Origin of the sequence: Pseudoalteromonas sp. SG43-5 (assembly GCF_014164345.1) — a bacterium.
Classification (GTDB): domain Bacteria; phylum Pseudomonadota; class Gammaproteobacteria; order Enterobacterales; family Alteromonadaceae; genus Pseudoalteromonas; species Pseudoalteromonas distincta.
The window spans coordinates 56,670-70,203 of sequence record NZ_JACJFA010000004.1; the positions used below are offsets into that span (position 1 = coordinate 56,670).

The following is a 13,534-nucleotide window of genomic DNA, read 5'->3' on the forward strand; positions in this document are numbered from 1 at the left end:
CAAACGCCAACAAGCCATCCTACTCGCCGACGACTTCCTCCGCAGCGTATTCCTAGATATGTTCGGCGATCCTGTTACAAATCCGAAGGGGTGGGAATTGAGATCTCTCGCCTCTTTGTGCCGAAAAATTACAGATGGCACTCATCACTCACCACCTATAGTTGAAAAAGGCTTCCCTTACGTAACAGCAAAACATTTGAAGAAAACAGGGTTAGAGTTTCATGCTAAACCTTGGTACGTGTCGGAAGAAGAACATAAAAAAATATTCTCTAGGTGCAACCCTGAAAAAAATGATGTTCTCTATATTAAAGATGGTGCAACGACGGGCCTTGCAGCAATAAATGAATATGACTTTGAGTTCAGTATGCTTTCCAGTTTGGCTCTCTTAAAGCCAAATTTTGAATTAGTTAACTCAGAGTTTTTATGTATGTTTTTGAATCATCCAAGAACAAAATTAGTTTTAACTGCGAATATGGCAGGCGCAGCTATTACAAGGCTCACATTAGCGAAAATCAAAGATGTAAAAGTTCCTTTACCTGATATAAATACTCAAGAAAAGTTCAAAGAAGTATATATTTCTGTAAGGGCTATTTTGAATAAGGTCAAAGCAAGTGATGGATTGAGTGAGCAAGAATTTAACTCACTAAGCCAAAAAGCCTTTGCAGGCCAGCTATAACGCTATTTATAAAAATAAGAACAAGGATGTTAAATGACCGAACGTAAATTAAATAAAAACAAAAATGAGACCAAGCATTTAAAACAAACCGCTTATTTAGCATGGAAAGGATAAATAAAAAATGCAGGCACAAGTAAAACGCATGAACGAAGTGGGCGATACGGTGTTTTTAACACCTACGCCATTACTCAGCTACGAGGAGTTGGTGTTAAAAAGCTTAGGCTCAAATACCTATCGCGGCTTTCATCGTAAAAATAATAATTGCTTAGGCGCATCACATACCTTTAGAGATGTGTTAACTAAAAAAAAGGATTATTTAATACACGCATTAAATAACCTCACCTCTGAAATACAGTTAAACGAACTTGCCAACGAGTTATGTAGCGAGCTTAAAATTGAATTGAGTAAAAACATTAAACCTTCGCAGTTGCAGTCGTTTAATAAAGTGCGAAAGCCCGTTGATATTGTATTTGAGCACTTTGTAGCTATGGGGGAGGATTTTACCCAAGCAAGAAAAACCGCCACACCATGGCTGTTTTTACCCCTTGATAGCCAAATATTTCAGTCAGAATTTATATTCACCGCCCAGGAAGCGAAGGCTTTAGGTATCAAGCGCCGTTTTACATATAAAGACATTGAGACAGCCCAGCACTACGCAGATATACAAAACCTTTTAAAAGAGAAAATAGCAAAAATAGGTTTAAACCACTGTATTTATTTTGATTTGGTTTGGAATAACCGCTTTGAAAGCAACGGCACCAACTTGTTTTTAACTAACCCAAGCAGAAATCGCTAAAGAGTTAAGTGTTCATATATTAAAATTAAAACTAACAGCTGATAGATATTTGTTTATTAATGACTTTAATTATTAAGTAAAAAATAAACTATTAACCACTTATTAAGTAATTACTACCCGTAAACTAAGGGATTAGGAGTAAGGCATGTTTGAAGGATTGTTATTAAACGCTGATTTATTATGGCCAAATGCATGGTTAGGGCGTTCATTTATAATTATTATGGTACTACTTTTTGTATTTGCTGTTGGTTGGGTACTTTTACTTAAAGCATAATAGTAAAAAAACAATTAAAAAGGTTGAAGAAATTGTAGCAAAACAAACTACAGAGTCTCTTTACGATAATATTGCTGATATTAGAGATAAAGCTAAATCATCAAACGATGATGTAGTTAAAAACCTTTGGCGTGAGTTTGATGAAAGCTTAGTACTCGATCACCGTGAAAAAGGCGTATATAACACCTTAGATGCAGAGCACTTTTTTAACCCAAGAACACTTGCCTCGGGTATTACCTCAAATAGATTACTAGCAGCAGCTCCCTCATTTTTAACTGCAATTGGTGTACTCGGTACTTTTTTAGGCTTAACTATGGGCTTAAAAGGGCTGCACATGGAAAGCAACGAAATAGAGGCGCTTAAGGGTGGTATTGCAAGCATGATTAACGGTGCCGCAATGGCATTTGTTACCTCTGTTTGGGGTGTGGGGCTTAGCTTATTGCTTAATGTGTTTGAGAAAAACACAGAGCGAAGAATAGTTAAAAAAGTAGTTAAAATTCAGCAAAAAATTGACTTTTTATTCCCTCGTTTACCCGCTGAAAAGTCACTTGTTGATATTTCTAAAAACACTAGTGAAAGTAGTGAAGCGCTGCAAGAATTACATGAGCGTATTGGCGACCGCCTACAAGAAACTATTTCAGGCATGAACAAAGACATGCAAGAGGCCTTTACCAATGCACTTAACAATGTAATGGCACCTGCTATGCAGTCGTTAGTGAGTAATGCAAGCCAACAAACCAGCGGCGTGCTGGAGCATTTAATTAGTAACTTTACGGAGAGCATGCAAGCGGCAGGCAGAGGCCAAGGTGAGCTTATACAAAAGTCGACTGAGCAAATGCACGAGGCCGTAAGTAGTCTGAGCGGGCAAATGAGCGCAGTGCTTGAGCAAAGCAGTAAACAAGCTGAGTTAATGGCCCAGCAACAAGCGGGGGCATCATCGCAATTTAACCAGCAACTCGAAGCAATGCTGAGCAAAAGCGAAGAACGCCAACAGCTTATGGAGCAAAAGTTATTTACGGCTATTGAATCGCAACAGCAATCGCAAGCAACACGTGAAGCAAACCATGTAGATAATTTACAGTCGGTATTAGGTGGTTGGTTAACCGAGCAATCGCAAACACTTAATAAGCTTTCTGACTCTATGGCCGAAGTACAAAGCGCTATGGGCGAATCGAACCGTGGATTTGTTAATGAGCTTTCTAGCCAAAACGAAAAAACAACGGCGCAGCAACAGGCGTTTACCAGTGGCCTTGAAACAAGTTTACAAAGCTTTATGCAAAGCTCTGAGCAGCGCCAAAAGACGCTTGAAGAAACGTTTGGTTCATTAATTAACAGCCAACAGCTTGAAGCGGCTAAGCGTGACTCAGAATATCGTGAGCAATTACAATCGCAGTTAGGTCAGTGGCTAGCACAACAAGACCAAATGCTTACCTCGATGACTGATGCTGTAAAACGTACGCAAAAACATATGGATTCGGTTATTGCACAGCATAGAGACGTTATTGGAGAGCTTAAAACGGTTGCGGAGTCATCTGCTACAAGTAGCCAAAACCTAAGTAATAGCGCAAACCAAATTGGGGTGTTATCGGGCAATTTATTAAAAGCAACAGAGCTGTTTGATACGCGCTTAGCTGATATGACCGACACTATTAAAGGTATTTCAGCTCAAAATGATGGATTAGCGAATCACGTAATTGAACAAGCTAAAGTGCTAAGAGGGCTCGAAACCTCACTTGTTGCTACAACAGAGCAATTTGGTAATACAGCTAAATTAGCTCAAAGTGGCTTTAGCGAAATGAAAACACATCAAATTGAGTTTATAAGTGGTGTTGAGGCATCTTTTGAAGGGCTAAGTAATACCTTAGCTAAGCAAGTATCTGATATTGAAAAGCAAACGAATGAGTGGCTACGCAGCTATTCATCAGAAGTAAATACGCAAGTTAAAGAGCGTATGGAGACCTGGAACACCACAACCCTTGAGTTTGGTGACCAGATGCGCCGTACAGTAAGTTCTATTTCTGATTTAGTGGATGAATTGGAGCGTAGCTAATGCGAGTATTTAAAAGCAACCAAGTAAGTGTTGATGAAGAAAACCCTTACTGGATGTCGTTTTCGGATATTTTGTCGGGCTTACTTATTTTATTTGTTTTAGCATCTGTTGTGTTAATGGTTGAGCTTATGGAGGCCAAAGAAGAGCTTGAAAATAAACAACAAGCATTTACCCAAGAGCTAGAAATGCTGCACATGGCTGAGGGTGTTCGCAAAACGATATTACATGAGGCTGCTGAGTTACTGCGTAAGCGAGGCATACAAGTTACGGTTAGCGAAAATGAAACTGTATTAAGTATTCCTAACGATATTTTAGGGTTTGATAGCGCTGCATTTAATATAAGTCCGCAGTTTGAAGGCACTGCACTTGAAATTGGTGAGGTGCTAGCTGAGGTTATAAATAAAGATAACCGTGAGCAATTCCTCGATACTATTTTTATTGAAGGGCACACCGACAGTAAAAACTTTAACGGCATGCTGGGTAAAGGTAATTGGGGGTTATCGACCTTTAGGGCGATTTCGTTATGGGAGCTTTGGGTTAAATTACTGCCAAGCCAACACGATTTAGCAGGTATTACTAACAAAGAAAGTAATCCGCTTTTTTCGGTTAGTGGCTATGCGGCAACAAGGCGCATGGTTGTTGAAGAGCTAACAGAGAGTGATTTTAGATCAAACAGACGCATTGATATAAGTTTTACAATTCGTAGACCCACCAGCGCTGAATACGAAACAGTAAGAAGCCGTTTGGAGATGCCTTAATTATGTTGCTTCTACCTCCTATTCCTCAGCTTTCAGAATTCAGCTGGGAGCGATTTTCTCAGCAGTGGAATAGCCTGACTTTACAAACAAAAAAAATTGCCGACGGTGCAGGGCAAGGCGAAGAGTTTAAAGCCCTTGAGCAACAGGTTAATCGCTACGTTATGTACGATCAAAAAGAAAAGCTTAAACAAATTTTAATTAAGCGAAAAGGCGTGCGTGTTTTAACTCAGTTATGGATTGATAAAGAAGACGTAAGAAAAAACTCATTAAACGAAGAAACAATAGATTATATTCAAGCTAAACATCCCAAACTTGGTATGTCGTCGTTAATGAATTTAATTTCGTTAGTTTATCGTTATTTTGATGCACTGGTTGATGGCAATATTTTTAATCGATTAACGCAGTGGCTTAACCAGCAAATAGAGCAGCGTTTAAAAGATCGCAAAAGCTCAAGTGATACAATTTTATCGGTGCTTGATCAGGCTAAATGGCTGCTTGATTTAACCGCTCCTAAAGCGTTAGTTAACCTTGCCAAACAAAACCACTTAGACTTAACCGAACAATTAAAAAAACTACGCCTAAACGAGCTTCCACAAGGGCGCTTCTTAGATATATGCCACGCGCAATATTACCTGGATACACTGAAAGAAATTCCCGTTGGTGAGCAACATGATGTTCTGCATGAGCTACTAAAACATGATGTTGCCACAATGCCTTTTGAAGAAGGTAAACGAATAGGGCACATAGCGCTTGAAATTATTATTGACCGCTCTGCTGGTGCACCAAGTGAAATATGGCAAAACTTTGTACTGAATTTAGCTGGCGATCCGCGTATTGCTAATACAGCTACAAATTACCGCCAGTGGTGGAAGCCCATTGGTGAGAATAGAGTAAAAGCAGTAACAAGCTGGCTTGCCAAAGAAGACTTGCGGCTATTTTTAGGCGCTATTGAAGAGTACGCAAATTACACCGGCGATGAAGCGTTAAATAGAATGTTCCCCGCACGTAAGCGCTTTTTAGAAGGGCTTTATGAACATGGGTTTGTGCGAAATGCACGGCTAATGCTTGGAAACCAAGCGGAGCATACAGTTAAGCGAGTGCTAGGAAAGAGTCTAACAACCAGTTACATAAACCTTAGAGGAATGACTCAAACTTCCATTATTTATTTAGATTGCGGTGATTTTCATATCATTGAAGGATCGCATAACTTTAAGCTATGGATTTATATGGGCTTACCAAGTGAGAAGCTTAACGATTACTCTTTGAGTGAGTTAAATCATTCTTCTTTAACACACAGCTTTCCACAGGAATTTAAAAAGAACTATCCAAAAGGCGAGTTAATGCCTATTCAACACTCGCCGACTTCTTGGCAAAAAAATGCTATTGATTTTTTAACTCAAAATGGCATTGAACTCGATTTAGAAAAACTATTTTATAAAGACGAATACAGAAGATATATAAGTCGGTATGGATTACCTGTTTTAGGAAGTAAAGAAAAAGTAGAAATAGAAATAGATACAAAAACGGAAGCCACTCAATCGCTGGAGTCTTTAATTTTGCATGTACTAGATATACATCAACCTATAAATAGTAACTCAATTACTAATATCTTAGCGCAGGAGTTTGAGCTTCGCAAAAGTGTTCACCAGGTAAATTTTGCACTTTATACTTTACGTACAAAAGGCAGGGTCACCTTAAACTCTGAAGAGTTATGGAGCCGTTCGCTGTAGCCCACTTCAGAGAAAAGCATGAACTTTAGGAATATTAAAAAGGGATTTAAAAATACATGTCACTTGTTAGTTTGATAAAAGGGCTTTTGCCTAATAATAAAAATAGTCATTTAGCGGACGATAAATACTCCTTAGTATATGACTCGTATGGCGTTAATTTTGCCACTGATGAAGCTACATTTCATTGCCTAAACAAAGGTGAGGGTGGAAGTAGTCAGCTTATTCAGCATGTAGTACTTAAAATGCTTGAAGAAAGACATATTGCTGAAACACTGCCTAATGGCTTTAGGCTTGATAGTGAGCAAGCATGTTTATTAGACCCCGAAGATGCAGACGTTTTAGGGTTACCGCCTTTTTTTAATAACGACTTTGACGTTGATATTCAAGGTAGAACAACTAAAAGTAGCTTTTCGCTGCAGTTGTTTGCAAAATTTGAGCAGCAAAAATATCCAGTAAAAAGAAAAGGACCGATACTTTTTTTTAGTGAGCAAACACAATATTTAATGACGCCAGAGCAGCTTAATGCTGTTTTAGCCGTAGAAAAACATTCGTCGCTTACGCCCGATGACCGCACTGGGCTAAATAATGTGTTGGTTGTCGCTAAGTTACAGCAAGCCGTCAAAGATGGATTGAAGCTAGATTTAAAACATTTTGATAAGTTTGATTTAGTCCAACCAGAACACATCACAGTAACTGCAAACCAAAGGGCTGATGGTAGCTTAGAGCTTAGCCCAAACTTTGGTGATGGATCATCATCTGAAGACTTACAAAATCGCTTAGCTCAGTTACAGGGCGACGGGCAAGTAATGCGAATAAAAGACCGCATTGTTTTACTTACTGACGATAAAAAACAAGCTGTTAAAGAAGTACTGCAAAATAGAACCATTCCTGCACACAAGGTCGCAGAATTTATTAAAACCCCTTCAGCTTTTTTAGATGCATCTATTTTAAACCTCGATCTTGGATTTTCTCTCAGAGTTGCTGGTATTGGCAAAATGGTACACATTCCTTTTGGTCAAGACAGTGACGGAAGTAATGGCTGGTTTTCGACTAACACAGACAGTGAACCACCAGAGCGATTGGTAAAGTTGCTTGAATGCGAGGAAGACGTTGTATCGTTTGAGCAAAGCTACCAGCAAGCTAAAGGGCAAAATGCTGATAGTGTCATTGTTGATGATGAGTCAATTGATATACGCGATGAGCAGCGCGTTAGTGAAACACTCGCAGAGGTAAGAGAAAATTTAGCAAATCCTTCTGATGACTCAGATACACCTGAAGTTGAAGATACTCTGGTTCGTAAAGAGCAAGTCTCCTTGTTACTAAAAGATGCGGAAGAACATAATCAAGACATTGTAAATAAAGTTGCGCAGTTAGACCGATCTATTAGTTTTGACAGAACTAATTTAGCGCGAACACCTTTCCCTCATCAAGAGTCTGGCATTAGCTGGATGATGTCGTTACTTAAGTCAGCGCAATTAGATAACCAGGATGATATGTATAGAGTACAGGGGGCTTTACTAGCCGATGATATGGGGCTTGGTAAAACCTATATGACGTTAGTTATGCTGGCTGAGTACTTGTCAATGCAGAAGCAAAACAATAAATCCGAAAAGCCTATATTAATAGTCGCTCCACTTAGTTTACTCGAAAACTGGGAACAAGAGGTTGAAGCTACTTTTAAAAATTCCCCATTTAGAGATATTAAAGTCCTGCAGTCATCAAGGGATTTGAAAGAGTTTAAAGTTCAAGGGGCTGAACGAGAGTCTATGCAGCTTGCGACGGTAATGAATGATTCGCATGCTGATCATAAATCTATTCGTTACGCTTTGCATGTTGGGGCTGATGCAGCAACAAAGCGTTTAGATATGGATAGACGGGTTGTTATTACGACTTATCAAACGCTACGGGATTACCAATTTTCTTTATGTGTTATTGACTGGGGAATTGTAATCTTTGATGAAGCTCAAAATATTAAAAACCCAAATACTCAAGCAACACGTGCAGCTAAAGCACTAAAAGCTGATTTTAAATTACTAGCTACAGGTACTCCTGTTGAAAATAGTTTAAGCGAGTTTTGGTGTTTAATGGATACAGCGCAACCAGGGCTATTAGGCGATTGGGGCTATTTTAGAGAGCGCTGGATTAAGCCAATAAGTAGTGCTAATGAGGAGGAAAAAGCAGAGGTGCGTTTAGAAGTTGGTAACGATTTACGTAATGCTGCTGGGCAGTTTATGTTACGCCGAACTAAGGAAGACGAGCTAACCGGAATGCCTACTAAAACAATAAAAACAGGTATTCATAAAGACTTGGCTGACAATATGGCATTTGCTCCAGAGTTAGCTCGTAATATGACCGGAGGTCAGTTGCTTGGCTACAACCAAATTGTTGAAGATTATAGAAAGGAGAAAGCAAAAGAGCAGGGCGGCGGCCATGCTTTAACAGTTTTACAGCAATTAAGGGCTGTTAGTTTGCATCCAAGGCTTGATGAGGTTTTTAAACAGCCACCTAATAATGCCAAAGAGGCACAGCGTAATTTACAAGAGTCTGAAAAGTTACGCATGTTGTTAGATATATTGTCAGATATAAAAAACAAACAAGATAAGGTAATTATTTTTGCGACGACTAAAAAGCTCCAGGCTGTTCTTAAAATATGCTTAGATAAAATTTATGAGCTAAACATTCATGTTATTAACGGTGATAGTAAAGCGATTGCTACAAAAAAAGATCAGCTGTCTCGTAAAGGGATGATCACTGACTTTGAAGCAGAAGAAGGCTTTAACGTTATAATTATGTCGCCTGTAGCGGCAGGCGTTGGCTTAACTGTTGTTGGTGCAAACCATGTAGTTCATTTAGAACGCCACTGGAACCCTGCAAAAGAAGCGCAAGCTACAGACCGTGTTTATCGTATTGGTCAAAAAAAGCCTGTGTTTATTCACTTACCTTGCCTTTTACACCCAGAATATGATTCTTTTGATGTGAACCTAGACAAACTACTCGCAAAGAAGACCATGCTAAGGGATGCGGTCGTAACGCCTGAAGTTGTGAGTGAGCATGAGCTAATGTCGTCAATGGGGCTGTGAGGTTAAATCCATGAAACTTCAACTTAGTGCTTCAAACGCACTCAATAAATACCTAAAAGCCGATTTACCTCGTTTGTCTCATGAGCCTGGTAAACAAGCGGGGGTTAATACACTCATAAGCGATAATAATAGCTTTAACTGGCAATTGCAGATAATTGATAACAGCTATAAATCTCGTGAAAAAACAATCATAGTTTGTGAGGCTAATAGCCGCTTTACGTTTTTTATACCGGTTAGTTTAAAGCTATCGCAAGCGGAGTTAACTCAGCGCTTAGCATATGAATGGCAATTTATATTAGCTCAAACGCTTGAGGTGTATCAGCTAATACCACGCAGCGACATTGCGGTGCTGTTAAGTGAGCTATCTAAAATAGAATTTACACCGCACTGGGTCAAAAACACCGATTTGAGCATAAGCGGGCATATTGGCGATGCCGCACTTTGGGTTACCCAAGCGCTAAAAGAAGTAGAGTTGTATGATTTACCTAAAGACCTTGCCATTGAGTTAGCTATTTATTTAAACACCCAACCTAAACGTATTACTAATAAAACAACTGGCCGAAAAGAGAAATTTATACCCATAGAGCGTTTATTACATTATTGCCAAACGTTGATCACCTCAGAGCAGCGAGGTAATAAAGCATCAACGGACATAGCTGGTAATAACAATATAATTAATTTTAGAGATTACCTGCACAGGTAAATATTAATGACAAGGAAGGTTAAATGAGTAGTACTATCTCTCCTGAAATTCAATCTATTGCAACATTATTTGCGAGTGATTTAGTTATTCCAGATTATCAGCGGCCATACCGTTGGAATGAACATAATGTGGCTCAATTAATAGTAGATATAAAAAGTAATTATTTAATTAGCGGTGCAGAGTATCGATTGGGTACAGTTGTTCTACATACTGCAACTAGTGACAATAAACTTGAAATAGTTGATGGTCAGCAACGCACAATTACTTTGTGTATTCTGCTTACAGCTATAGCTACTAAATTAAATATAACGGATAAACCTGCACTTTTAACCACTATTGTCATTACTCATCCCGAGTCGCAACAACAAGTTCGGCACAACAGTGCATTTATTAACATGCAGCTTGAGCAAATGGATGAGCAAGAGTTAATTAATTTATATACCTTTATTTTATCGAACTGCTCGCTTGTTGTTATTAAACTGAGCGATATAAGTGAGGCGTTTCAATTTTTTGATAGCCAGAATGCACGAGGTAAAGCCCTTGAACCTCATGATCTTTTAAAAGCATATCACTTACGTGAAATGGGTCACGAAACTCAGCAAACAAAATTAAACACTATTAAGCATTGGGAACAAGAAGCCACAAGCTCGGGTAATTTAAAACCAATATTTGCTAATTACTTATACAGAATTAGACGATGGCTTAAAGGTGAACATGGGAGATATTTTACCAATAAACATATTGATGTTTTTAAAGGAGTAAACCTGAGTAATAAAGAGGTACCGCATTACATTGAGACTGCTTTAAGAGCCCATATTTACACCACTCAATACAATCACTCAGTGGATCGAATAGTTGATAAAAACGAATTAAAGTACCCACATCAGATAGGTCAAATTATACTTAACGGCTCACGTTTTTTTGAATTTGTAGCTCATTATATTGAACAGCAAAAATACTTAGAAAAGCATACTGAGTTAGCACCTTATTTAAAAAGTTACAATGGCTCGCATAGGGCTGGTGATAATTATGCGCGTAATTTATTTTTAGCTGTTGTAATGCTTTACCATGATAAATTTAAAGAGCACCATTTTAAGCAAGCTATCCGTTTATGCTTTTGTTGGGCTTATAAGCTAAGAGTGGAAAACTCGCGGGTATTAATGGCTAGTATTGATAATTATGCAAAAAATAGCAGTAGTTTATTAAATGTCATTGCGCATGCGTTAGATGCCAATGAAGTATTGCGCTATGTGATAATTAAAAATGAAGAGGCTGTTAGCAGTAATAAAACCAAAGGGTTAGAAGCATTACACGGACTATATTTAGGTAAGGATACAAATAATGAGCAATAATGACGTCCAAGCGCTGACTATCGAAGAGTTATTTTTTGGTAATGCTATTTATACCATTCCTAGCTATCAACGAAATTATGCTTGGGGGCAAGCACAAGTTGAACAACTTATTAATGACATTGATGATCAACGAAAAGAAGACGAAAACAAAAATTATTATGTTGGCTCATTAGTGGTAGATAGACGACAAACGAATACAGAAATAACTGAATATGAAACCATTGATGGTCAACAACGACATACTACTTTGTGTATTATTTTGGCTGCGCTGAAACATTTAAATGTTGAAGTAACTATTAAAACGCTTAATTTAAGCTTTGAATGCCGAGAAAGTTCAAAACGTACTCTCCTCTCTTTATTTGTTCATGGTGAACCGAAAGGTAAAGCGTTACAAAACCTTGAACCAAGTATGGTGAATGCATTTAATGTGGCTTTAAAAACTTTTAAATCAAAATTCAATGCAAATGAGTTAATTGAATTTAAAAAGTTTTTATTTGAAAAAGTAATTATTGTCCGAACATGTGTGCCTAAAGATACCGATCTTAATCATTACTTTGAAATAATGAATAATCGCGGTGAACAGCTCGAAAAGCACGAAGTTGTTAAAGCCCGCTTAATGAATCATTTACCTGAAAATGAGCAACCCGTGTTTGCTCAAATTTGGGATGCGTGCTCAGATATGGGGCACTATATTCCGTTTAGGTTTGATAGCAAGGTAAGAACAAAAATATTTGGTGATGATTTAAAGCAGTTATTAACTTTGAGTTATGGGGAGAGTGGCTTATTTAATGCTGTGCTTGATAAAGTTAACAGTGAGCAGGCCTTATCAAAGAATTCAGATACTTTGCAAGCTTCGATTTATCAGAAGTCTCAGAGTAAGGGAAATTTATTTAACTTATATTCAGAAGCTAAGTTTTATGAGAGAAAAAAAGATGATGAGCAAACGCAATTGGATGATCGCTTTCGATCGATAATAAACTTTCCTAACTTTTTGCTCCATGCTCTTACACTTTTTGTGGATGCTGATGAGTTGATTGAACAAAAGGTGTCGCTTGATGATAAAAAGCTTATTAAAGAGTTCGATACATACATTCTAGAGGGCCTAGCCGAAGATAAATGTGCTCAAAAGGTCAGGCGGTTTGCCGGTGTATTATTAAAAACACGGTATTTGTTTGATTGTTACATTATCAAGCGTGATTTAAGTAGCCCAGAAAAAAACTGGGGAGTGCGTACTTTAGTAAGAAAAACCTCAGAAAAAGCCAAGCATAATGTTTCAACTGTTAATACTTTTTTAGAGAATAGCGAAAAGCTGGTTATGCTACAAAGTATGTTTAATGTGTCTTACCCGGGTAACAGTTATAAGCATTGGCTTGCAAATACGCTAAGGTATTTATTTAATCAAGAACAAACAATTGACGTTAAGAATTTTATTGTTCAATTAGAAACAAGTGCTTTTAATCAATTATGTTCTATTGCAAATATAGATACTAAAAGTAGCATCCAATCTCAAAAAGAGCTTCTAAAACAAACTATTAATTGTGGCACTTCGGTACAAAATTATATTTTTAATTACCTCGACTACAAAATATGGCTTGAACTTAACAGGGGAGACTTTGATAAGGTTAAATTTAGTTTATTAGGTACGGATGATGAGATTCTTTTAGATACGCCCGTTGTTAATTCTATTAAAAAAGTAGCCACCGAGTTTAAATTTACCAACCGTAGCTCGGTTGAACATCACTATCCACAAACCTCTAAAACAGAGGCTATGGATAACAAGCTCATTGATACGTTTGCAAATTTATGTTTAGTAAGTAGCTCTACTAATTCAAGCCTAGGCAACGATTACCCTGAAGGTAAAAAGAAAACTGTGCTAGCTAAACAAGGCGATAAAGCTGAAAGTTTAAAGCAGCGACTGATGTTTAGTTACAAAGACTGGTATTTATCAAATGAAACAGATTTAACTGAACAAGCAAGCGGTATTAAGCCGCATGGCGATGCAATGTTAGAATTACTGCTATTGCCTGTAATTACTTAGGGGGAAGCTAATAGATTTGATGCTACTTTTAAACTCTTATCAAATAGCCATGTAGTATCTGCAACTACTGTAAATAA

General features: G+C 37.9%; 10 protein-coding genes. All 10 read left to right on the forward strand.

The features are described 5' to 3' along the window. Positions 1-97: 97 nt before the first annotated feature. The 10 genes from H5161_RS05795 (at position 98) to H5161_RS05835 (ending at position 13,457) form a co-directional block, all read left to right on the forward strand. Positions 98-676 (forward strand): restriction endonuclease subunit S, encoded by a 579-nt coding sequence (locus tag H5161_RS05795; RefSeq protein ID WP_182768885.1) that lies wholly within the window; start codon positions 98-100, stop codon positions 674-676. Between the two features lie 121 nt (positions 677-797). Then, positions 798-1,472: a hypothetical protein gene (locus H5161_RS05800; protein WP_182768886.1), complete on the forward strand. Its 675-nt coding sequence runs from the start codon at positions 798-800 to the stop codon at positions 1,470-1,472. A gap of 145 nt (positions 1,473-1,617) precedes the next feature. Further along, the gene (locus H5161_RS20085) at positions 1,618-1,746 is read left to right on the forward strand and encodes a hypothetical protein (RefSeq protein ID WP_259398674.1); all 129 of its coding nucleotides are present in this window, start codon (positions 1,618-1,620) and stop codon (positions 1,744-1,746) included. Next, positions 1,706-3,796, forward strand: coding sequence for an anti-phage ZorAB system protein ZorA (gene zorA / locus H5161_RS05805; RefSeq protein ID WP_182768887.1), 2,091 nt, complete (start codon positions 1,706-1,708; stop codon positions 3,794-3,796). Before H5161_RS20085 ends, zorA begins: the two co-directional genes overlap by 41 nt. Next, the gene (locus tag H5161_RS05810; protein ID WP_182768888.1) at positions 3,796-4,554 is read left to right on the forward strand and encodes an OmpA family protein; all 759 of its coding nucleotides are present in this window, start codon (positions 3,796-3,798) and stop codon (positions 4,552-4,554) included. Before zorA ends, H5161_RS05810 begins: the two co-directional genes overlap by 1 nt. Positions 4,555-4,556: 2 nt before the next feature. After that, positions 4,557-6,284 (forward strand): EH signature domain-containing protein, encoded by a 1,728-nt coding sequence (locus H5161_RS05815; RefSeq protein WP_182768889.1) that lies wholly within the window; start codon positions 4,557-4,559, stop codon positions 6,282-6,284. A 56-nt stretch (positions 6,285-6,340) separates the two neighbouring features. Further along, positions 6,341-9,364 (forward strand): DEAD/DEAH box helicase, encoded by a 3,024-nt coding sequence (locus tag H5161_RS05820; protein ID WP_182768890.1) that lies wholly within the window; start codon positions 6,341-6,343, stop codon positions 9,362-9,364. A gap of 10 nt (positions 9,365-9,374) precedes the next feature. Beyond that, the gene (locus tag H5161_RS05825; protein ID WP_182768891.1) at positions 9,375-10,067 is read left to right on the forward strand and encodes an amino acid adenylation; all 693 of its coding nucleotides are present in this window, start codon (positions 9,375-9,377) and stop codon (positions 10,065-10,067) included. Between the two features lie 23 nt (positions 10,068-10,090). After that, positions 10,091-11,419 carry a DUF262 domain-containing protein gene (locus tag H5161_RS05830; RefSeq protein WP_182768892.1) on the forward strand — a complete coding sequence of 443 codons (1,329 nt, stop codon included), beginning with the start codon at positions 10,091-10,093 and terminating at the stop codon, positions 11,417-11,419. Next, entirely contained in the window at positions 11,409-13,457 is a 2,049-nt protein-coding gene (locus tag H5161_RS05835) for a DUF262 domain-containing protein (protein WP_182768893.1), read from the forward strand. The genes H5161_RS05830 and H5161_RS05835 overlap by 11 nt, the downstream gene beginning before the upstream one ends. Positions 13,458-13,534 lie beyond the last annotated feature (77 nt).